The organism is Paenibacillus piri (assembly GCF_004354045.1).
In the GTDB taxonomy this organism is placed as follows: domain Bacteria; phylum Bacillota; class Bacilli; order Paenibacillales; family NBRC-103111; genus Paenibacillus_S; species Paenibacillus_S piri.
On the sequence record NZ_SMRT01000001.1, the window covers coordinates 164,061 to 186,141 of the forward strand.

Annotated in this window: 18 protein-coding genes; 16 read left to right on the top strand and 2 right to left on the bottom strand. The window is 55.4% G+C overall.

Features of this window, described 5'->3' with window-relative positions:
- The first annotated feature begins 130 nt into the window (after positions 1-130).
- Positions 131-1,279 carry a response regulator gene (locus tag E1757_RS00695; RefSeq protein WP_133224901.1) on the top strand — a complete coding sequence of 383 codons (1,149 nt, stop codon included), beginning with the start codon at positions 131-133 and terminating at the stop codon, positions 1,277-1,279.
- Here the strand turns inward: E1757_RS00695 and E1757_RS00700 are convergent.
- Both E1757_RS00700 and E1757_RS00705 read right to left on the bottom strand, forming a co-directional pair.
- Positions 1,260-1,508, bottom strand: a complete 249-nt coding sequence (locus tag E1757_RS00700) for a hypothetical protein (RefSeq protein ID WP_133224903.1) — start codon at positions 1,506-1,508, stop codon at positions 1,260-1,262. The two genes, E1757_RS00695 and E1757_RS00700, sit on opposite strands and share 20 nt — an antisense overlap.
- Before the next feature lie 165 nt (positions 1,509-1,673).
- On the bottom strand, positions 1,674-1,883 hold the full coding sequence (locus E1757_RS00705) for a DUF2536 family protein (RefSeq protein WP_133224905.1): 210 nt from the start codon (positions 1,881-1,883) through the stop codon (positions 1,674-1,676).
- A 236-nt stretch (positions 1,884-2,119) separates the two neighbouring features.
- On the opposite strand from E1757_RS00705, the gene E1757_RS00710 reads away from it, so the two are divergent.
- The 15 genes from E1757_RS00710 to E1757_RS00780 all read left to right on the top strand — a co-directional run bounded on the left by E1757_RS00710 (position 2,120) and on the right by E1757_RS00780 (position 22,065).
- Positions 2,120-2,944: a class I SAM-dependent methyltransferase gene (locus tag E1757_RS00710; protein WP_165971894.1), complete on the top strand. Its 825-nt coding sequence runs from the start codon at positions 2,120-2,122 to the stop codon at positions 2,942-2,944.
- Complete coding sequence (locus E1757_RS00715; protein WP_133224909.1) at positions 2,941-3,774, top strand: serine/threonine-protein kinase; 834 nt, start codon at positions 2,941-2,943, stop codon at positions 3,772-3,774. The genes E1757_RS00710 and E1757_RS00715 overlap by 4 nt, the downstream gene beginning before the upstream one ends.
- Positions 3,775-3,941: 167 nt before the next feature.
- The gene (locus E1757_RS00720) at positions 3,942-6,761 is read left to right on the top strand and encodes a WG repeat-containing protein (protein ID WP_246078958.1); all 2,820 of its coding nucleotides are present in this window, start codon (positions 3,942-3,944) and stop codon (positions 6,759-6,761) included.
- Between the two features lie 322 nt (positions 6,762-7,083).
- Positions 7,084-7,266 (top strand): hypothetical protein, encoded by a 183-nt coding sequence (locus E1757_RS00725; RefSeq protein WP_220446473.1) that lies wholly within the window; start codon positions 7,084-7,086, stop codon positions 7,264-7,266.
- Positions 7,263-8,816, top strand: a complete 1,554-nt coding sequence (gene pruA, locus E1757_RS00730; protein WP_133224911.1) for an L-glutamate gamma-semialdehyde dehydrogenase — start codon at positions 7,263-7,265, stop codon at positions 8,814-8,816. Before E1757_RS00725 ends, pruA begins: the two co-directional genes overlap by 4 nt.
- Before the next feature lie 111 nt (positions 8,817-8,927).
- A complete protein-coding gene (locus E1757_RS00735; RefSeq protein ID WP_246078959.1) occupies positions 8,928-9,854 on the top strand; it encodes a proline dehydrogenase family protein in 927 nt (308 codons plus the stop codon).
- Between the two features lie 390 nt (positions 9,855-10,244).
- On the top strand, positions 10,245-11,642 hold the full coding sequence (locus tag E1757_RS00740) for a sedoheptulokinase (protein WP_133224912.1): 1,398 nt from the start codon (positions 10,245-10,247) through the stop codon (positions 11,640-11,642).
- 245 nt (positions 11,643-11,887) lie between these two features.
- Complete coding sequence (locus E1757_RS00745) at positions 11,888-12,196, top strand: hypothetical protein (RefSeq protein ID WP_133224913.1); 309 nt, start codon at positions 11,888-11,890, stop codon at positions 12,194-12,196.
- A gap of 449 nt (positions 12,197-12,645) precedes the next feature.
- Positions 12,646-13,638 carry an ABC transporter permease gene (locus E1757_RS00750; RefSeq protein ID WP_133224914.1) on the top strand — a complete coding sequence of 331 codons (993 nt, stop codon included), beginning with the start codon at positions 12,646-12,648 and terminating at the stop codon, positions 13,636-13,638.
- 22 nt (positions 13,639-13,660) lie between these two features.
- Entirely contained in the window at positions 13,661-14,545 is an 885-nt protein-coding gene (locus tag E1757_RS00755) for a carbohydrate ABC transporter permease (RefSeq protein ID WP_133224915.1), read from the top strand.
- A gap of 264 nt (positions 14,546-14,809) precedes the next feature.
- The gene (locus E1757_RS00760; RefSeq protein WP_165971895.1) at positions 14,810-16,462 is read left to right on the top strand and encodes an extracellular solute-binding protein; all 1,653 of its coding nucleotides are present in this window, start codon (positions 14,810-14,812) and stop codon (positions 16,460-16,462) included.
- A 3-nt stretch (positions 16,463-16,465) separates the two neighbouring features.
- Positions 16,466-16,666, top strand: coding sequence for a hypothetical protein (locus tag E1757_RS00765; RefSeq protein WP_133224917.1), 201 nt, complete (start codon positions 16,466-16,468; stop codon positions 16,664-16,666).
- A 62-nt stretch (positions 16,667-16,728) separates the two neighbouring features.
- Positions 16,729-17,652: a dihydrodipicolinate synthase family protein gene (locus E1757_RS00770; RefSeq protein ID WP_133224918.1), complete on the top strand. Its 924-nt coding sequence runs from the start codon at positions 16,729-16,731 to the stop codon at positions 17,650-17,652.
- Positions 17,653-17,695: 43 nt separating this feature from the next.
- The gene (locus E1757_RS00775) at positions 17,696-18,745 is read left to right on the top strand and encodes a sialidase family protein (RefSeq protein WP_133224919.1); all 1,050 of its coding nucleotides are present in this window, start codon (positions 17,696-17,698) and stop codon (positions 18,743-18,745) included.
- Between the two features lie 188 nt (positions 18,746-18,933).
- Positions 18,934-22,065: a glycosyl hydrolase gene (locus tag E1757_RS00780; protein WP_133224920.1), complete on the top strand. Its 3,132-nt coding sequence runs from the start codon at positions 18,934-18,936 to the stop codon at positions 22,063-22,065.
- The last annotated feature ends 16 nt before the right edge of the window (positions 22,066-22,081 follow it).

A 22,081-nucleotide genomic window follows, 5' to 3' on the forward strand; every position in this document is an offset into this window, starting at 1 on the left:
CAAATTGTTTCAACTTTTCCGTCGGTAAGTTTTCCAAATTTATTCCACCGCCAAGTTACGATATAATGGAGGGTAACAGGTTGGTCAGACGCTGGTCAGACGAATCATTGATGGCGAAGGATGTGCTTGGATGAGAGTGGTATTGGTGGACGATGAACGCTTGGCTCTTGTCCAGCTAAAGAAGCTGCTTGGCGAGCTGGAAGGCTGCGAAGTGGTCGGGGCGTTTATGAATGCGGAGGAAGCTGTCAAGCAGATTCACACGCTTCGGCCCGACGTCATGTTTCTCGACATTCATATGCCCGAAATGAACGGCATTCAGGCAACCGAACGTATACGCGCGATCGCACCCGAAACGGAAATCGTTTTTGTCACGGCCCATCATGAGTATGCGCTTAAAGCGTTCGGGCTGGAAGCTTTGGATTATATATTGAAGCCTTTGACCCGCGAGCGCCTGAACCAAACGGTTCAAAGACTTCGCCGCCGAATATCGTCCAATCCGGGACGGACGAAAAAAGAGACGCTCCGGATTCTATGCATGGGTATGCTGCAGTTCCAGAAGCCGGATGAAGAACCGGAACGATTGAAGTGGCGGACAGCCAAAATCAAAGAGCTGTTCGCTTATTTGCTGCATCACAGGCAGCGCATGGTCAGTCGGGATGCACTGCTTGAGCTGCTGTGGCCCGAGTTGGACGAGCAGAAGGGCAGCGCCAATCTGCACACGAGCATCCACCGGATACGCGCAATCGTTAAAGAATCGCTCGGGGAGAGATATATTTCAATCGGCTATTCCCACTTCGGCTATATTATGGAAACCCGCGAACTGACGATCGATGTGACCGAATGGGAAGAACAGCTTCGCCAGTTACCCCGCATTTCATCCGAAAGCGCAGCCCGGCATCAGGAGGTGCTGGACCGGTACAGAGGCTCCTATTTCGAAGACGACAATTATAGTTGGGCGGAGCTCGAGCGTCAGCGGCTCAAGGCGCTTTGGATGCAGCACGCAAGCCAACTGGGACAATATTATTGCGCGCTAGGAATGGAAACGGAAGCGCTCGCGGTGTATCACCGGATGCAGCGGCTCGACCCGCTGCTGGAGGACAGCTGCCTCGCCTTGATGCGCATTTATGCCGGACGGAAGGATGCGGAATCCGTCGAGCTGCAATTCCACTATTTGGCGGAAAAGCTGCAACAGGAAGCGGGGGCCGTACCCGGACCGGAAATTACGGAGTGGTACCGGCGATGGAAACAAGCCGAGAAGGCTAATGAATCCAGAAAGTAACGGTTTCCTCCAGCTGATCGCTGAAATATAAAGTCGTCTCCCAGCCGGCCGGCTGCGCATTGATCGAAATGACGTCCAGCTCGTCCGGAATACGGGCATCTTTTTTGTGTATATAGTTTAAATTTACATGCAGTTTATCCGTCAGCTCTTTAAAAAATGCATCGGGACGGGCGATATCCAACAAAATGACGGGAACGGACCTCTCACCTAACGGGATACGAAAAATCAAAGGGAACCCCCTCCTTAACAATTTAAGCGGCTGTCTCCAGACTGTTTTGGCATCGAATGACATGATTCGACTTTAAGTATAGACGGCACCGCTGACCAAATTATGACCAACGCATGATCCGCTCCATTCGGAATATAAAAAGCAGGCTGCCGGCAGCCTGCTTCGCTATGATTTGAGTTTGTAGTGGACGAGCGCCGTGTAAAGCAGCTTGTTCCGGTTCGGATCGAATGTCACCTGGTGTTGCACGGCATGGACATCCAGCAGCAGCGCTTTATTGTTGCCGATCTGCTCCTCGAGCTTCTTCTCCAGCGTTTTCAAATCGTAAGCTTCGAAAAATTCGACCTTCGTTTCCATTTGATCCAATATAAATTCCAATGTTCTTCACTCCTGCGCGGGCTAGCGTAATTTCGGAATTGCCCATAAAAAAAGACACCATCGTAGTGTCGGTTGAATTGCTGATTTATGGGTGTTCTTAAATAGAGGGGGCCTTTTTTCGGGCTCCTTATAATGATATTATAGCCGACCGGCAATTATAAGTCTATACTTTGGCAAAAAATTCCGTTATGTTTATGGATGCCGGCCGGCGAAACCTAATTGGAGGTGGACGGATTTTGTTTGCTGATACTGCGCTGCATCCCGATTGGCTGCAGCCTCAATCGAAGCCGTGGTGCGACCAGCTTGCCGCACAGACGGGTAAATATGAATATCCATGGAACTACGTCGTTGAAGGAGATGCAGCGGAGGCTATATTTACAGAAGCGCTGTCCGGGATCGTCCGGGGCAAGACGCTCGATGTAGGCTGCGGACACGGAGCGTATACGAACCGCTGGGCGGATCGGGTTGACGAAGCGGTTGGCTATGACATGACGGAGGGCTTTATCGCGACTGCCAACCGGAACCGCAAGCCGAATGTCCGATTTGTTCAAGGGCGCACGCATCAAGGTCTCCCTTTTGCCGATCAGGAGTTCGACATGGCTTACACGAAGAAGGGTCCGACCAGCTGGTACCCGGAAGCGCAGCGAATTCTGAAACCGGGAGCGGATGTGCTGTCGCTTCATCCGGGCGACAATCCCGATGCGGATCACCATCTGGCCCGCTATTTTCCTGGCCTGTTCGCCCCGGCTCCACAAGGAACGCCGATCAAGGACTTGATCCGGGAACGGCTCGCCGGAAGCGGCTTGCTCGTGACGGAATTTCGCGAGCTGCGCGAAACGGGATATTTGCCCACGCCTGAAGATGTGGCGGTCCTGAAATGCTTCGGGCAAAGCGAAGCCGTTACCCGGACGTTTCGGGAACGTTATATGGAGGAAGTAACGAAGCAGTTTGATCGCTACCGTACGGAACTAGGAATACCGGTCACATCGGTCTACTATCTTATTCATGCGAAAGCAGCCAAAGCTGCTCAGGCCGCAAGCCCCGGGGAGGCATCCGGATGAAAGCAAACAAACCCTCATTGTTGACGGTAAAACGGATCGATGCGGATATCGTCTCCTTCTTAACGGAATCCGGTACCGTGTTCCGTATATTCGATAAACAGGATTCCGGCTGCATTTCATACGGCGTCTTGCAGGAGGGACGGCGCTTGTTCGTCAAATACGCGGAGCGCGAGGAGGCGGTCGGCTTTTTGAAACAAGCGGAAGCCTTCAACAACGCTATCGCGCACCCGCTGCTGCCGAAGCTGCTGAACGCTTTCCAGGCGGGGAACGGCTATGCGCTTGTCTATGAATGGGTAAGCGGCGAAGTGCTGAGCACCCCCGATTTTCCGGGCCAAGCGGGACGGGATCGGCCTGAATCCCCGCATTTCCGGTTTCGCCAGCTTCCGGTCGGGAAGATCGTCGCCGCTTTGACCGCGATATATGAACTGCACGCTGACCTGGAAAGCGGGGGTTATATCGCGGTCGATTTTTACGATGGCTGCATGATTTACGATTTTGAGCGGGATGAGCTTCATTTATGCGATTTCGATTGCTATACGCCGGGGCCTTTTATACTGCAAATGGACCGGTTATACGGCTCCAGCCGATTTATGGCGCCGGAGGAATTCGTACGGGGCAGTCTGATCGACAGCCGGACGAACGTGTTTACGATGGGGGCGGCGGCATTCGTCTTCTTGTCGGACGGCAGCCGGGAGCTGGCCGATTGGAGAGCGTCGGAGGCGCTGTACCGGGTCGCGCGCAAGGCGGCTTCGCCCGACCGGGCCGACCGCTATGAAAGCGTCAGCGCTTTTTATAACGGATGGTTGGATGCATGGAACTATATAAGTTGAACCAAATAACATCCGAGATAAACCCAATGAAATGGAAATAGGGAATGATCTTGCAGGCGAGTTTTGGCTTTGGCCCGTTTTTTCGGACGGTTTTAAGGCGAGAGATTGGCATAAAATCGTCCCGTCCCTAATATGATAGAGGCGACTCTTTAAAGGGGGGTGCAGGAATGATTGCCAATCAATCGCGGATAATCCAGCTGGTCCGCAATTATTTGCCGCAAGGCGCGGAGCTGGCGGTGCTGGATCAGCCTATTCCTCAACCGGCGGTTTATGCGGCTGATCTGGATGGGGACGGGTATATTGAAATCGCTGCGGTGTATCGACTGCAAGGAGCCCTGTATTTGATCATGCTGAAGCATAGCGGGAATCGCTGGGAGCCGGTAGCGAATGTGAAAGGACCGGGCTACCGGGTCAGTTTATTGATCGCAGCGCCAATCACAGGCAAGCGCGGATTGAATCTGGTCGTCGGCTGGCAGGTCGGCTCCATCTGGTCGACACTGTCCATATATGAATTAACGAACAATGGGTTGCGGGACGTCGCGCCGCCGGAGACGAATTTCAGCTACATCGAGGTCGAAGATATGCCCGGTGCCGCAGGACAGGGCCAGGCGGAAATCGCGCTATGGCAGCATGATACGGGGGAAGCTTACAGGGTACAGGTGGTCATATGGCGCAACGGTGCATTCGTTCCTGCTCCCGATGCGTACGCATATTATTTTCCGAAGGCTGTCCGTTATTACGAGCAGCAGGTACGTCAGCATCCGGATTACGCCTTTTATTGGTATTATTTGGCCGACGCCCAGCTCAAATCCGGCATGCAGCAGCAAGCGGCCGCCTCGATCCGAAAGGGAAGAAGCTTAAACAAGCCTTACCCGACCGAGGCGCAGTGGCAGGAGCTGGAGGCGCAGCTTCCGTCGGCCCGCGCGACCGCGGGCTTGGAGGCGGACACATCCGCGGAGCGGGAGACCGGTGTGGACAGCAATCCGAACAGTGTTTTGAACGCCGTTCCGAATTCCGTTCCGTTCATGGAATTGGCTTCCCATCCACCCGACAGTCCTTACACCAGTGTGTATACCAATATGTATACGAATCCGTATGCAAATATGTATATGAATACGTATAACAATTTGTATACCAATATGCCAACAAATCCATTTGCCAATCTGAACGCTAATCTGCACGCCGACCCGTTCGCCGATCTGGACGCGCAGATCAACATGAGCTCGAACGAGGCGATAAGCGCTGTCGTAAATCCGGAAATGCTCAAGGACATGCCGCGGGCCGTATCGCTGTTTCCGGCATCGGTCAAAACGACGAGCGGGATCAGGTGGGGCTTTATCGACAGCAAAGGCGCAATGGCGCTTCGACCTCAATATGAGTATGCGTTCGACTTTCAAACAAACGGCCTTGCGGTAGTGCAGGCACACGGGCATAACGGTTTGATTAATGCGTCCGGACAGTATGTGGCGAAACCGGTTTATAATTCGATCAGCCCGTTTTCGGAAGGGCGCGCCGTCGTTATCGACAATCGAGGCTTCCGGGTAATTGATGAAAAAGGACGGTTCGTGACGCGCAAAGCGTATGGGTACATCGGTTCCTACAAAAACGGGCGCGCGGTCTTTTCGATCCAGTCCGGCGGGCAGAGCCGGTACGGCTATTTGGATTTGCAGGGCAGCGAAGCGATAGCGCCGCAATTTGTGGAAGCGGGCGATTTTGACCGGAACAAGGCGGTCGTGAAAATAAAGGACAACGAATACGCGCTGATCGGACTGGACGGCGCCCGGCTGGCCGTATATCCTTTTGCAAGTGTCGGTCCGCTTGGCGACGGCCTCCTGTCTTTCCAGGAAAAAGCGCAGGGCAAATACGGCTATATCGATGAAAAAGGAACCGTCGTCATTCAGCCCGCTTTTACCGATGCGCTGCCGTTTCAGGATGGCCGTGCGGTCGTGAATACGGCGGAGGGTTATAAAGCGACTTATGGTCTGATCGACAAACAAGGCGGCTACATCATCCAACCGTCCTATAATGAAATCCGGATTCTGGGCGAACAACGGCTGGCGCTGGGCAAGGCGATTCATGCCGACAAGCCTTATATGGGTTCCATATTTGCTATAGCGGATACGAACGGACAGCTGCTGAGCGATTTCGTGTACCGCGACGTATCGGATTTCCGGAAGGGGCTTGCCTCCGTAACGGACGGGAAGCAGACGTATTTCATCGACCGCAGCGGGAAAGCGGCATACGGATTTCCAAAGGTCGAGGGCAGCGGCACCTTGATCTGGCAAAATCCGCTGATACAAGCCAATATCGATCAGCGGCTTACGTACCTCAATCGTGCCGGGCGCATCGTTTGGCAGCAAAATACCGTTATACCGCTCAGACTTACGTACAAAGTGAAGGAAATCAAATATAAGCCGAACCGGGATTACCTCGTTTATTATCCGCAGCTGGAAGGAATGCTCGATAAGGCTGCACAGCAGAGGGTGAACGAGCTGCTTAAGGAGAAGTCGAACGTCAAGCCGGTACCGGCCGACACGCAGCTCGACTCTTCGTACAGCGGCGATTTCGAGGTCGCCTTCTTCAAGCAGGATCTGCTCGTACTGGAGCTGAATTCGTACAACTTTCCGTTCGGGGCCGCCCACGGCATGCCGGGCAAGATGCACGTCCATGTAAATGTTGCGAATGGCCATACGTATACGCTGAACGATTTATTCAGGCCGGGAAGCAATTATGTCCAGGTGCTAAGCGATATCGTCGGCAGGCAGATCAAGGAGGACCCGCAGTACAGCTATGTTTTCCCCGGCAGCTATAAAGGGATCAAGCCGAACCAGCCTTTTTACGTTACCGATCATGCGCTGCATCTGTATTTTTATCCGTACGAGATCGCGCCGTATGTGGCCGGGTTCCCGACATTTACGATTCCGTTCACGGAAATTATGAGCCTGATCGCGGTACAGGGGGAGTTTTGGCAGTCGTTTCACAAATAATCGGATAGCGCGATGAAGCTGATGGAAACCGGTTCTGCTGCGGCGGCAACCGGTTCTTTGCTTTGCAGATGCCGTACAATGAACGGACCCGGACCGGGCGGCATATGATGGAGGTATAAGTCAGAAATTTCAGTCTTTTCACTTAAACGAATGAAACGTCCGCAAACTTAACCTAACTTTTACAAATGGGCAGCAATTTCTCAAGCTGGAAGAAGAGGCGGATGAGATGATGCTGTAAGGGGCTGTCGGGAGAAAAAGGAGGCGATCCATTTGGACGGTGCCAATCGTTCCGAATCGATGATCCGGCAGGCTGAGCAGTACGGTGCCGCTGGACGTGGAGGCGAGACCTTATTGCCATCGCCTGCTGGAGCTTGGTCTTCTGTGCAAAGAAACCCATATCAATACGATTCGGATTGCACCCCCGCTTACGATTATGAAAGATGAAATCGATTGGGCGGCGGACCGGGTGGAATTCGTACTGACTGAAAGGAGTCCAATGACATGATGATGCCCTATCGTCCGGAAGCTTTTACCGATTTTAGCGCTGCGGCGGAGGAGAGTCGGCTTCAGGAAGCGTTGAAGCGGGTGAACCTGCAGCTGGGCGAGGATTATCCGCTGATGATCGGCGGCAAGACGATAGAAACGAAACGGCGCATAGTATCGGTAAATCCGTCCGACTACAAGCAGGTCGTCGGGACTGTGCTGATGGCCGATACTCCCCTTGCCGAGCAGGCGATACAGACGGCGCATGCCGCATTTCCTGCATGGTCGGCGGTAAGCACGGAAACCCGCGCCGATTGTTTGTTCCGGGCTGCGGCCGAGCTGCGCCGGCGGAAGCACGAATTTTCCGCCTGGCTGATGGTGGAAGCGGGCAAGGTGCGGGTCGAGGCCGATGTGGAAACGGCGGAAGCGATCGATTTCCTGGAGTATTACGGCAGGCAGATGCTGCAGCTCGCACAAAGGGGCGAACGGGAGCTGACCGGGATGTCCGGAGAGCGAAACCGGCTGGATTACCTGGGGCTTGGCGTCGGCATTGTGATCGCGCCGTGGAACTTCCCGCTGGCGATTCTGGCGGGGATGACGACGGCTGCGCTCGTTGCCGGCAATACGGTAATTGTGAAGCCGTCCAGCCTGACGCCCGTCATCGCGGTGAAATTCGTTGAACTGCTGATTCAGGCCGGCATTCCGGCCGAGGCGGTGCAGCTGGTGCCCGGCAGCGGGCGGGAGATCGGCGACTATTTGGCCGCTCATCCTTTGACCCGGTTCATCAGCTTCACCGGTTCGAAGGAGGTTGGCTTGTATTTGCATGAGCTGTCCTCCCGTATGGCTCCAGGTCAACGTTGGCTGAAACGGTTTGTCGGCGAGCTCGGCGGCAAGGATGCGATTATCGTCGACCGCGATGCCGATTTGGAGCAGGCGGCGCAGGGCATTGTGACATCGGCTTTCGGCTTCTCGGGCCAAAAGTGCTCGGCCTGCTCGCGCGCCATCGTACACAGCGATGTGTACGACGCCGTGCTGGAACGGTGTTCGGAATTGGCCGATGGACTGAAAGTAGGGAATGTGCAGGATTTCACATGCAGCACGGGGCCTGTTATCAATCAGAGCGCTTATGATTCCATTGGCGGCTATATCGACATCGCCCGGACCGAAGGCCGTATTACCGCCGGAGGCGGTCCGGCTGAGGGCGACGGCTGGTACATCCGGCCGACGGTCGTGGCGGATGCCGATCCGGGCTCGCGAATTATGCAGGAGGAAATATTCGGCCCGGTGCTTGCGGTTGCCAAGGCGCATGATTTTGAGCATGCGCTTCGTATCGCTAACGACTCCGATTACGGGCTGACCGGCTCCGTCTATACCCGCAGCCGGGTCCATATCGAGCGCGCCCGGCAAGCTTTTGCCGTCGGTAATCTGTATATTAACCGCAAATGCACGGGAGCGATCGTCGGCGTCCATCCTTTCGGCGGCTTCAACATGTCGGGCACGGATTCAAAGGCCGGCGGCCCCGATTACCTGCTGCTGTTCACTCAGCCCAAGCTGACGTCGGAACGGCTCTAGCGGATCGCTTCTAAAGCAGTGCGAGCGAATGGAACGTTACTTGGGCACTGCAATTGCGGGTTGAGCCTGCGAACGTTTTATCAGGATGGAACCTTTCAGGGGGTGGGATGCGTGGGAGGAAGGCTGCTTCGCAAATCGATTCTGACTGTTGCGGAATTCGCTCCGCTACGCCGGCTATTTACAGCCTACGGGATGAAATGCGGCGTCGGCCGTTTTATCGCGGCTGAGACGCTGCCGGAAACGCTGGATAAGGTGCAGGGCCTGAACGATGAAGGCCTGCACGTTACGCTGGACTTTCTGGGCGAGAACGTGCTGGACGCGGAGCAGGCGGAGGAGATGGCCGCAATGATCGGCGGTTTGTTTCCCGCCATCGATCGGCGCAAGCTAAAGGCGAACGTATCCGTCAAGCTGACTCAGCTTGGGCTGAAGCTCGACCCCGCCCTCTGCCTCCGTCATATGGAGCGGATCGTCAACGAAGCCGCCGCATGCCGTAATTTTGTGCGGATCGACATGGAGGATTCCTCGGTCACTCAACCGACGATCGACATATTCCGGTCGCTATTGTGGCGTTATGGCGCCAAGCGGGTTGGACTTGTCCTGCAATCCTACTTGTATCGAAGCGAACGGGATGCCGAACAGCTTGGGGTCGGAGGCACGAACCTGCGAATTGTGAAAGGCGCATACCGGGAACCGCCGGAGCTCGCTTATCCCGATAAACGCGAGGTGGATGCGGCCTATATGCGGATGGTAGAGGGGCATTTGAGCCGTGGCGGTTATGCAGCCGTGGCGACTCACGATCCTGAGCTGATCGAGCAAGTTCTTTCATTTGTCCGCCAGGCAGGCATTTCCCGCGACAAGTTTGAATTTCAGATGCTGTACGGGATTGCCGGGGATTTGCAGCGGGATTTGGCACGTGCCGGATACTTGGTTCGCGTTTATACACCGTTCGGACGCGAGTGGTACCCCTATTTCACCCGGCGTATCGCGGAGCGGCCGGCAAATTTATGGTTCGTAGCCAAACATCTGATCCGTTCTTGACCGTTGCCGGCAGCGAAACCGGGACTTCGCGGAAATCCGGTATGCCGGAGCAGGAAAAAGCGGCAGAAGCCCTTTATGTTAGACCCGGAAAAACGTTATGCCGTACGGCAAAGCATGAGGATTGATCGGGTTAGTCGGACCTTACGGCTAAAAGCTTTTTTGGGCTGTGGCCGACCGCCGTCGCGCAGCGCCGCAATGCGCTGGGAGCTGCACGCAATTTACCCGATTTACAATATCCTACAGCCTTCTGAAATAAACTGATATAATGATAATCAACTGATAAGTTGGAATAGTGCTGCGATAAAGCAGCGGCATGACGGTGGGCAGACAAGTCTTTCTCTCCAGGGCGATCCGGAGCGGCAATTAAGACATAAAGGGTGATCCGGTCCGATGAATTTTCTTGGTATTGATATGGGTTCGAGTTTTTTGAAGTTTGCGCTGCTTGATTTGTCGGGCTTACATATTGCAGATGTTCGGGAATTTAAGGCTCCTCCGCTGCTGAAGCATGCCGATCCCCGGATCAAGGAAACGGATGCGGCCCTTTGGCTGGACAGCGTACGTGCGATGATCGGCGGCTACATCGAGGCGGCGGGCCGGCTGGACGGGATCGTCATAACGAATCAGATGCACGGATTCGTGCTGACGGATGGAGCGGGAAACCCGGCAACGCCCTTTGTTTCATGGCAGGATACGCGAGCGATCGGGACCATCCCGGGAGGCTCGATCACCTATATGGAGGATGCCGCGCTGCGGATTGGCGAAGATGCCATCCTTAATAGCGGGATGCGGCCCGATCCCGGTCATGCGGCGTACTCCCTCTACACCCTGCTTCGCCAAGGTGTTATCGATCCGCGGCGAACGTACCGGTTTCATACGCTGGGTGATTATATCGTCGATGCCTTGACCGAAGGAGCACATAAATGTCATTTGACCAATGCGGCCGCGACGGGGCTGGTCGATCTTGCCGCGGGCGATTGGAACCGTCACCTGATCGAATCGTTGGGCTTGTCGTTTATTCGGTTTCCCGCCATCGTCCGCGAAAATGAATGCTGCGGAACGTATACTTGCGGCCCGATGCGCATCCCGGTCTATCCGGCGACAGGCGACCAGCAGGCGGCGATTTTAGGCTTGGGACTAGGCAGAACGGACGAACTGTCGATCAATGTAGGCACGGGCGCGCAGGTCAGTCGGGTAGCGTCCGGCTTAATCTTCGGCCCTTTTCAGACGCGGCCCTTTTTTGAGGACGACTTCCTGCTTACAATCACGGACCTGCCTTCCGGCAAAGACCTCCAGCTGCTGTTTGACTGGTTGCGCGATTTGGGACGGTCGGTGTTTCATTCGGACATGGGCGATGCTGCGCTATGGGACCGTATCGGCCAGCAAACCGCCGAAGCTTTGGCGTCCGGATGGCAGCCGCAGCCTGACGGACACGGACATGAACCGGCCGGGCGCAACAGCGTCCATCTGGTTACCCCTTCCGAGCTTCATATCGGCAAGATGTTTCTTCACTGCTACCGTCAGATGGCGGAACGTTACTATGACGCCTACATGAAAGTGAATGCCGGGCAGCCGCCCGTTCGTAAAATCATCGTATCCGGCGGCGTGTCGAGAAAAAGTCCGCCGCTCATCCGGTTCGTCGGGGACCGGTTCGGCATCTTGCCGGAGCCCGGCAATCAGCGGATGGAGACGCTGGCGGGGCTGTTCAGGCTGGCGCTCCTCTGCGCCGGGCGGGCGCCGGATATGGAAGCTACGCGGCCGTATCTCGAGCGGATTCGCGGGGGCAGTTGAGAAATGGGCTCTATATTTTCTGTAAAAGAACATCATTCGACAATGAGATTAGGAAGCATTGGGAAAGAACAGTATGAGCAGGTGTATGAAGCTGTATAATTTCTGTATTTATTGTAAAAATCGTTGGTTTTAGGTATAAGGAATCATTTTGCGTATTCGGGGCGCGGACTAGTCCTTTCGAATCTAGGGATATATATAAAATTTGGTACAATTTGTATATTCCTATACAAGGTCAGGAGGAACAAATGGTGAAAAAACTGTTTGCTAACAGCGCCGTCAGGCTGACGCTGGCGGTCAGTCTGCTGTTCGGCGGGGCGCTCACGGTTAGCGCCGGGACGACGCATGCCGACTCGATGGGCTGCTATGGCTGGTTTGATTACGTGTACAAATCGACCGGAGACGTCAATTTTGCCTACTACCATTTTTTGGTATGCCGTGGTGAAGCCGTCGCACAAAAAATAACCAAGTATGAACCGGATGCCAATGTCCTGAAGACGTTAGAACCTGACAGCTTGATTGCGCCGCTGCCCCGCGATCTGGTTTTGTCTCCTTAACCGTCCGATCATAGAACCGGATGAAGCCTCTTCAATGCCAGTCTGCCGATGCAGGCTTGCTTTGCAAAGAGGTTTTTTTCGTTGCTTGAGGGAATGGATGTGGGTTGGAAAGTTTACAAGCCGCCTTTGAAGCCGCGTTCCTGCCGCCTAGTCTAATCCAAGGAACACGGCTTCAACAACGACTGGAACCCCACACCCGTCCCTCACCGCGCACCGACGTATGGGTCTGCACATCAAGACTCCGCAGCGCTGCCGGGCACACCTCACAAACCCGCGTCCTGACTGGCGTTGCGGGCTGTTTGTGCGATAAATGCATCCGCTGGGAAATATGAATCAACGGCCATTTTGTGCGAAATCTGCATCATGGATATCCGTATCGGTGCTTTTCAACCGGAAAAACGATTCTCTATAATGAGAACTACGGAAGCGGTTGCGACGTACCGAGAAGTATGGGAGCAATCGCAAACACTAGTCATCCGGGAGGGATTCCTATCCATCAGTCCAATGTGCAGCAGGCGGCCGGCATTCCGCGAAACAAGGCGCACCCTGTTCTGCGTAATTTGAAGCGGAGCCGCTACCTGTATATCATTTTTTTTCTGCCCTTTTGCTACTATGTGCTATTTCATTATTGGCCGATGTACGGTATCATCATTGCTTTCAAGGACTACAACATCGTTCGGGGCATTACCGCCAGCCCATGGGTCGGCTTCGTCAACTTCAAAAAATTTTTGGTTGACCCCTACTTCTGGAAGCTGGTGCGAAACACGCTGCTTATTAATGTGTATGAGCTGTTTTGGGCGTTTCCGGCGCCGATCATTCTGGCTTTGCTGCTGAACGAATTAAAAAGCCAACGGCTGAAAAAATTTGCGCAAAGCGTCAGCTATTTGCCCCATTTCATATCGACCGTCGTCGTATGCGGCATGATCGTCAACTTCCTGACGACGGACGGCTTGATCAACCAGCTCGTTGTATGGCTCGGGGGTACACCGATTCATTTTCTGATGAAGCCGGAATGGTTCCGGACGATCTTTATCTCCTCGGGCATTTGGCAGAGCGTCGGCTGGGGCTCGATCATTTATTTGGCTGCGCTGACGTCGGTCGATGAGGAATTATACGATGCCGCCAAAATCGACGGCGCCAACCGGTGGCAGCAGCTGCTGAGCATTACACTGCCCGGGATCGCGCCGACGATCTCGATTATGCTCATTTTGAATATCGGGAAGCTGATGTCGATCGGCTACGAGAAAATTATTTTGCTGTACAATGGTTCGACGTATGAAACGGCCGACGTCATCTCTACCTACGTATATCGCAGAGGACTTCTGGGCAGCGATTTCAGTTACGCGACCGCTGTCGAGCTGTTCCAGGCGGTGATCGGGTTGATTTTACTCGTATCGGCGAACCGGCTTTCCAAAAAAATAAGCGAAACCGGGCTATGGTAGGCTAAAAGGAGGTTGCAGCGCGATGAACAAGCATACGTCGCTCGGCTCGAAAATTTTTGACAACATCAATATTTTGATTTTAATGCTGCTGGTATTTGTCACTTTGTATCCGATTTACTATATCTTTATCGTCTCGATCAGCGACGGCAATCTCGTGACGCGGGGCGTAGTCAAGTGGATTCCGCTGGACATCACGTTCGACGCTTACAAGGTCGTGTTCAAAAATCCGCATATGTGGCAGGCTTACGGCAACACGCTGCTGTATACGACGGCAGGCACGACGATTAACGTGATCATGACGGCCCTCTGCGCTTATCCGCTGTCGAGAAAAGATTTTTACGGCCGAAACGTGTTTATTTTTATGGTAGCGTTAACGATGTTTATTAGCGGAGGGCTGATCCCGTTATATTTGGTCGTGCAGAAGCTCGGGCTGATCGATACGATGTGGGCGCTTGTGCTCCCTCCGGCCATCAGCACGTTCAATATGATTATTATGAAAACGTACTTCGAGGGCATCCCGATGGCCTTGCAGGAATCGGCTTATTTGGACGGGGCCCATGAAATTCAGGTGCTGTTGAAAATCATTATTCCGTTATCGCTGCCGGTCATGGCGACGATGGTGCTGTTTTATGCGGTGCATCATTGGAACAGCTTTTTCCCGGCGCTCATTTACTTGAACGACAGCGATAAGTTTCCGGTTCAGGTGCTGCTTCGCAATATCGTTATAGCCGGCGAATTTGCCGACCAGACCGCAGATATCGGCAGCGCGTCGTCGAATTTCCGGGTCGTTGCGACCAATTACAAATTTGCCGTCATCATTATTACCGTGCTGCCGATCCTGGTCGTGTACCCGTATTTGCAAAAGTATTTTGTCAAAGGGGCGATGATCGGGGCGCTCAAGGGATAATATCCGGAGTGCGGCGGTGAGGCGGTCAAGTTCGGCAAGTCGATCGAAGGGGGAATGTCTGGGAGGTTAACCGCGAGCGAGGTACTATCGATGTGAAATCAAGGCACCAAAACGTGTTTGAGCTTCGAAGTCATATCACTGCCTGATCCCGCCGTTTATCTGCAGTCTCAGCAAGCCGTTCCATCCGCATGGCGGATAACAGCGAATATGGTTGGGCGGCAATTCCGGATTTCGGCTATAACCACAACAAGGGAGGGTCTTTACATGACCAAAATATGGGTAAAGGGATTGTCCGTATCATTATGCGCCGTTATGACGGCGACAAGCTTGGCCGCCTGCTCCGGCGGAAAGGAAGCGGCTTCATCCGAAAATTCGGGGTCGGGGAATGCTCCGGCTAATGCCGCAGGATCCGGCAAGCTGTCGGAGAAGGAGCGGGAAGTGAAGGTTACGTTTCCGGAGCATCCGAACCAGCCGGTGAAAAACTTTGCGCTCGTACAGCAGGAAATTTTTAAGCAGACCAACATCAAACTAAAGTTCGAAACCGTTCCGAACAGCAATTATAACGATAAAAAGAAAACGCTGCTCGCGACCAACAATTTGCCGGACATCATTCAGATCGACATGTCGGACGTGAACAATTTTGGCTCCACCGGCGTATTCCTCCCGCTCCTGCAATATATGAATAAAGGCATGATGCCGAATTTCAAAAAGTTTTGGGATCAGTACCCGGATATTATGAAGCTGACGGCGGACGGGGAGCTGTACGGCTTTCCGGCAATCGGGCGCAACGAGTTGAAAAACGGCTTCGGCCCGGTCATCCGTACCGATCTGCTGCAAAAGCATAATTTGCCTGTGCCGAAAACGTTCGACGAGCTGCTGACCGTACTGGCCGAGCTGAAAAAGCTTTATCCGGATTCGACGCCGTTCTCCGTACGCAAAGGCTCGGGACCGATTCATCAGCTGTTTAAAACGATGGCGTATCCGTTAGGCTCGGGCGTGGGCGGCGGCAACGGCATTTACTTCGACAAGGACTTGAACGGAGGCCAGTACGTGTACGGCCCGGCGACGCCGCAGTTCAAAGAGGTGCTCGGTTATTTCAATAAAGCGTTTTCGATGGGCGTGCTGGACAAAGATTATGCGGTCGCTACGCAGCAGCAGTGGACCGAGAAGCTGACCAGCGGCAAATCGTTTTTCTTTTTCGACAACAGCGGGTTCGCGCTCGACTACACGAAACAGCTGCAGAAGGCGGTGCCGGACGGCAAATTCCAGATCATTCCGACTCCGGCGAACAAGACGGGCCAGGCCAGAGCCGAATTTTACGCAACGACGTTGACGGACAAGATGTTCGCGATCAGCTCCAAGGCAAAAGACCCGGAAACGCTCATTAAGCTGCTCGATTGGATGTACACGGAGAAAGCGTCGAATCTGATGAGCTACGGCGTTGAAGGTGTTCATCATACGCTCGATGAAAAAGGCCAACCGAAGCTGAATGCCGACTATGTGATGAAGTTCAAGGACGGTCAGCCGACACCATTCTATGCCATGTACTCCGATCTGGGCTCCGGCAAGCTGAGCTTTACGCCATGGTTTGCCAATATGGACCCGCAGGTGCAGGTGGAGAAGCTGACGGGCAGCTGGAGTCCGGTGCATGAGGAATATTGGAAAACGATCGCCGACGATAAAGCGTATCACGATCCGTACATTGACCCTCCTTTAACGAAAGAGGAAGCCGCGCGGGTCAAAGAAATATTGGCGCCGCTGAATACGATGCTGGAGCAGGAATACGATAAATTTATTATGGGCGTGAAAAAAATCGACGAATACGACGCCGTGATGAAAAAAGCCCGCGACACCGGAGGAGCGGAGCTGGAGAAAATATACAACGATGCCTTGGCGAGATTGAAGCAGAAAAAATAAGCGTTGCCGCGGCGTCCGCCGTCCGATGTGCATCGGGACACGAAAAAAGCGCAGGCCGCACCGCCGTGCCATGACCGAACGGAGGCGGGCGCGGCGTGCTGCACGCAGGGCCGGCTTGCGGCGGCGGCCGGCACAATGATGAGAACGAAGACAGCGAAAACGGATGCGGACTCAACCGGTGCCATAATGAAGCAAGCGTCGTGAGTAGTGTCAAGGGGCGGCTTGTGCGGCCGACGGAATGACGAAAATGGAGGTATTGTACACATATGCGGATTCAACCGATTGCCACAGGCGTATGGCCTACGATGGTAACGCCGTTCACCGATTCGAATGAAGTGGATTACAATGCGCTGGAACGGATGATCGAATGGTATATCGGTCACCGGGTTGCCGGGCTTTTTGCCGTCTGCCAATCCAGCGAAATGTTTTATTTAACGCTTGCGGAACGGGCCGCGATCGCCCGGTTTGTCGTCGAGAAAGCAAGGGGGAGGGTTCAGGTCATCGCCTCCGGGCATATTTCCGACTCGACTGAGGATCAGCGGACCGAATTGCGGGCGATGGCGGAAACCGGCGTCCAGGCGGTCGTGCTGGTCAGCAACCGGCTGGCGAGGCAGGATGAATCCGATGACGTATGGAAGCGTCATGCGGAGGAATTGCTTGCGGCCGTTCCCGATGTGCCGTTCGGCATTTACGAATGCCCGTACCCGTACAAACGGCTGCTCTCGCCGGAGCTGCTGCGATGGTGCGAGTCGACCGGACGGTTTACGTTTTTGAAGGATACGTGCTGCGATACCGACCGGATCCGCAGCAAGCTGGACGCGGTCCGGGGCGGGGGGCTGCGGCTGTATAACGCGAACACGGCAACCTTGCTGGAAACGCTGCAAATCGGCATCGAGGGCTACAGCGGCATCATGGGCAATTTTCATCCCGACCTGTACGTCTGGTTAACTCGCCATTATCTCGACCGGCCGGTAGAAGCGGAGAAGCTGCAGCATTTTTTGGGCCTGTCTTCCGTGATCGAAAGCCAGTATTATCCGGTCAATGCGAAATATTATTTGCGTCTGGAAGGATTGCCGATCGGTCTGCATACGAGAAGCAAGGACAGCCGGCTGCTGACGTATTCGAACCGCCGCGAGATCGAGCAGCTGTACGCGCTGACCTGCCAATATAGAGAGCGGTACCGATTATAGCTGATAAAGGGTGTACCCATTATAGTTACAGGAGAGTGACGGAATGAAGCTGAAGCAGCAGGTCAAACAATTTTTGTTCGAGGACGATCGTCCGTTTCATAACTGCCACGCATCGACGATCGTGGAGCTTCCGGGCGGGGATTTGCTCGTCGCGTATTTTGCCGGGAGCAAGGAAGGCAATCCGGATGTCGGCATCTGGTGTTCCAGAAGAACGAACGGCGTCTGGTCGAAGCCGTATGTAGCCGCGGACGAGGAAGGGCTCGTACACTGGAACCCGGTGCTGTTCCGCAAGAACGACGGCCAAATCGTGCTACACTACAAGGTCGCCCATCCGATTCCGGCGTGGCATACAAGAGTGGTCGTGTCGGATGACAACGGCGCTACCTGGAGCCGGCCGGTTGATTTGGTGCCGGGCGATATCGGCGGGCGGGGGCCGGTCAAAAACAAGCTGATCGTGCTGCAGGACGGCACCTGGCTGGCTCCGGCATCGATCGAAGGCGATGTGTGGGACTGCTTCGCGGATATTTCCCGCGATGAGGGCGCGACGTGGACCCGCAGCGCGCTGGTGCCGGTTAACCGCGGCATGGATGCGGAGGGAGGCGGTGCCGGACAGCCGCGGCCGATTCGCGGCAAAGGGCTCATTCAGCCTACGCTTTGGGAATCGAAGCCGGGTCATGTGCACATGCTGATGCGCAGTACGGCGGGCTTCATCTATCGCAGCGATTCGACCGATGCCGGTCAAACCTGGTCGCCGGCCTATCGGACTTACTTGCCCAACAACAACAGCGGGATCGATTTGGCCAAAATGGACGATGGATCGCTCGTGCTGGCTTACAATCCGGTCGGCATGTACAGAGGGCCGCGCATGCCGCTCTTGCTCAGCGTATCCAGGGATAACGGGGAGAACTGGGAAGAATTGCTCGTGCTGGAGGCGGAATACCGCTCCTACACCATTCCCGTCGAACCGGGGGAATATTCGTATCCGGCTGTCATCGCCAGCGGCAACCGCATCTATGTGACCTACACCTGGAAGCGGGAACGGATCGTCTGCTGGAGTCTGGAAGTCGAGAACGAGGCGGAGCTGGGCAGCTAGGAGTCGTCCCATGGACTGGCTTTGCAATGACGGCAGCGAGCGGCTCGGTCCGTTCGGTTGCAGACTCTTTCGGTTCGTTACCGGGCGGTCTGGGCCGCCGCACAGCCGGATAAGCCGATCCGCGGGCCGTCATGGCGTGTTCGAAGCTGTTTTTGAAAACGACTTACCTAAGCAGGGAGGCAATCGCGATGACATCGTATTCCCGATTGAAGACGCAGTTTGAACAGCCCCCGGCCGAATACCGGTCCGTTCCTTTTTGGGCATGGAACGACGATTTGGACCGGGACGAGCTGCTCCGCCAGATTGAAGATATGAAGCGCCACGGTATGGGCGGTTTTTTCATGCATTCCCGTGACGGGCTGGAGACGCCCTATCTCGGCGAAGCGTGGATGGACGCCGTCAAACAATCCGTGTCCAAAGCCGGGGAGCTGGGCATGCAAGCCTGGTTGTATGACGAGGACCGTTGGCCGTCCGGCTCCGCGGGCGGCAGCGTGCCTGCGCTTGGCGACGAATACCGCTCCAAAGGATTGACCGTTGAAGTCGTCGTCGGCCGAGACGCCGCCTATGAGGATGACGGGCGCGTCGTTGCCGTCTTTAAAGCGAGCATCGACGGCATGGAGCTGCTCGACTGCTGCAGGCTGCCGTTGACGGCGTCGAGGTCGGCCGAGCTGCCGGACGGGGAAGCGCTGCTCGTATTCCGGATCGAGGTGTCCGCACCGAGCGAATGGTTTAACGGCGAAGCGCCGCCCGACAGTATGAATGCGGATACCGTCCGCAAGTTCATCGACTCGACCTACGAAGCGTATAAAGCGGAGGTGGGCGATCAGTTCGGGAGGTCCATTACCGGCATATTCACCGATGAGCCGGGCGTCCATGATCGACACTGCAGGTTTACTCCGGGCCGGGGCTGGGTGCCGTGGACGTTATCGCTGCCGGATTATTTTATGGAGCGGCGCGGTTATGATATTCTAGATGTACTTCCTTACCTATATTTCAACGGGAGCCTCTCTTCCATGGCCCGGCATGATTTCTGGCGGACGGTTTCGGACAAGTTCTGCGAATCGTTCACGAAGCAGCTGGGCGATTGGTGCGAAGAGAACGGCCTCGCCTTTACCGGCCATTACTTGTGGGAAAGCGCGCTCGGCGTGGCTACACGGGTTGGCGGTGCCGTGATGCCTCATTACCGTTATCAGCATGTTCCTGGAATCGATATGCTCTGCGAACAGACGGACGAGCATATGACGGTGAAGCAATGTACGAGCGTGGCGAATCAATACGGACGGAAATTCGTCATTTCGGAAACTTATGGATGTACCGGCTGGGAATTTACATTTGAAGGGCAAAAATGGATGGGCGACTGGCAGTATGTGCTCGGCGTCAACCTGAGATCGCAGCATCTGGCGCTCTACTCGCTCAAAGGCTGCCGCAAAAGAGATTATCCGCCGGTCTTTAATTACCAGACCTCCTGGTGGAAATATAACCGGCTGATCGAAGACTACTTCGCCCGGATCGGCGCGGTGATGACGGAAGGTACGCCTGTCCGGGACGTCCTCGTCCTGCATCCGGCGTCGACCGCCTGGTCGATGCTCGGCACGGACCCGTACGGAGCCGCGAGACGCGGCTTGGACAGAGATATTCCCGGCATCGACCGCTACGGCTACGAGTTCAACGATTTGCTGCGCGTCCTGCTTGGCGCGCATTACGATTTCGATCTCGGCGATGAGACGATTATGGCCGAGACGGGCACAGTCAGCGGCCGCAAGCTGTTCGTCCGCCTGGCCGGCTACCGGACCGTGGTCATTCCTCCGGTCCGTACGATGCTGCGCAGCACGCTTGAGCTGCTTCGCGCATTTCTCGACGCCGGCGGCCGGGCCATCGTCATGACGCCCGCGCCGACGATGATCGAAGGCCGGCCGTCGGAAGAGCCGGCGCAGCTCTACGCCCATCCCGGCGTAACGGCGGTCGGCAGCGCGGACGGGCTAGTCGCCGCGCTCGAACGGCTGCAGCCGCGCGCCGTCAGCCTCCGCAGCCGCTATGCGACGGAGGCGCCCGAGCTGTTGTACCTGCTGAAGGACACCGGCAAGGGATACACGCTGTTCGTTGTCAACAACGATAGGCATAAGCAGGTCGATGCCCGGATTCAGATTCGGCTGGAAACGGCCGGCACCGTACGCATCGAGCAATGGGATGCCTTGACCGGCCGCATTCAGCCGGTGGAATGTTGGCGCGAGGACGGTCTGCTGCAGGTTGATGCCTGCTTCGGACCGGCCGACTCGAAGCTGTATGTCATCTGCCCGGAGCCGTCCGACCAGGATGCGATCGCTGCCCCGGCTGTGAGGCCAAAGCCTTCGGCGTCAAGCGCCGGCGATGATGAAGATATATATGCGGCGTTCGGCCCCGTATTCCGGTTCAGCCGTACGATGCCCAATGTGCTCACGCTGGACAGTTGCGCTTACCGTATCGACGGCGCGCCATGGTCGGGGGAGATGGAAATCTGGGCCGCCCAGCGCGAAATCCGCGAAGCGCTCGGCATGCGCCAAGTTTACTATAACGGGATTACCCAGCGTTACAAATGGATCGGCGAGCCGCATCCGCAGGATGGAACGCCGGTCGGTCTGAAGCTTAGCTTCGAGGTACAGGATGTGCCGGATTCCGGCATTCATCTTGTGCTCGAAGGCGCACAACAGTTCGCTATCCGCTTGAACGGACAGCCGGTACAGTCTACTCCCGAAGGCTGGTTCGTAGACAGGTCGATGGATCGCGTACCGCTGCCCGGATTGCGCCGGGGCACGAATGAATTGGAGCTGTCCTGCGCATACCGGCAGTCGATGGAGCTGGAGGACTGTTACATGACGGGCGATTTCGGCGTGAGCCCGGAACGTCGGATCATCGCCGAGCCGCAGACGCTTCGTGCGGGCGACTGGTGCCTGCAGGGCTACTACCATTACAACGGCAGCATCGTTTATTATGCGGAATACGAGCACCGGCATGAAGCGGGCTGCAAGGCGGTTCTGCGGCTCGGCAACTGGTCCGCGGTTACGTCTGAAATCCGGGTTAACGGAATAACGGCGGGACATGTGCCATGGAAGGCGGCGGATGGCGTCGATCTGACTGCTTATTTGAACGAGGGCGTCAACCGGCTGGAGATCGAAGTGATGGGCAGCCCCCGCAACATGTTCGGCCCGTTCCACGAAGCGCGCGGCCGAACCGCGACGACAAGCTGGAGCTCGTTCCGATCGGAAGGTCATACTTTCACCCCCGATTATATCGTGCAGCCGTACGGTTTGATGGGACAGGTCAAGATCGTCCGGATATCATAGAAACGGAAAGAAGGCA

Bases quoted from the DNA above. Each gene is read 5' to 3' on its own strand.
- E1757_RS00695 (WP_133224901.1), top strand. From the start codon at position 131: ATGAGAGTGGTATTGGTGGACGATGAACGCTTGGCTCTTGTCCAGCTA.
- E1757_RS00715 (WP_133224909.1), top strand. From the start codon at position 2,941: ATGAAAGCAAACAAACCCTCATTGTTGACGGTAAAACGGATCGATGCG.
- E1757_RS00720 (WP_246078958.1), top strand. From the start codon at position 3,942: ATGATTGCCAATCAATCGCGGATAATCCAGCTGGTCCGCAATTATTTG.
- pruA (WP_133224911.1), top strand. From the start codon at position 7,263: ATGATGATGCCCTATCGTCCGGAAGCTTTTACCGATTTTAGCGCTGCG.
- E1757_RS00740 (WP_133224912.1), top strand. From the start codon at position 10,245: ATGAATTTTCTTGGTATTGATATGGGTTCGAGTTTTTTGAAGTTTGCG.
- E1757_RS00745 (WP_133224913.1), top strand. From the start codon at position 11,888: ATGGTGAAAAAACTGTTTGCTAACAGCGCCGTCAGGCTGACGCTGGCG.
- E1757_RS00750 (WP_133224914.1), top strand. From the start codon at position 12,646: ATGGGAGCAATCGCAAACACTAGTCATCCGGGAGGGATTCCTATCCAT.
- E1757_RS00755 (WP_133224915.1), top strand. From the start codon at position 13,661: ATGAACAAGCATACGTCGCTCGGCTCGAAAATTTTTGACAACATCAAT.
- E1757_RS00760 (WP_165971895.1), top strand. From the start codon at position 14,810: ATGACCAAAATATGGGTAAAGGGATTGTCCGTATCATTATGCGCCGTT.
- E1757_RS00770 (WP_133224918.1), top strand. From the start codon at position 16,729: ATGCGGATTCAACCGATTGCCACAGGCGTATGGCCTACGATGGTAACG.
- E1757_RS00775 (WP_133224919.1), top strand. From the start codon at position 17,696: ATGAAGCTGAAGCAGCAGGTCAAACAATTTTTGTTCGAGGACGATCGT.
- E1757_RS00780 (WP_133224920.1), top strand. From the start codon at position 18,934: ATGACATCGTATTCCCGATTGAAGACGCAGTTTGAACAGCCCCCGGCC.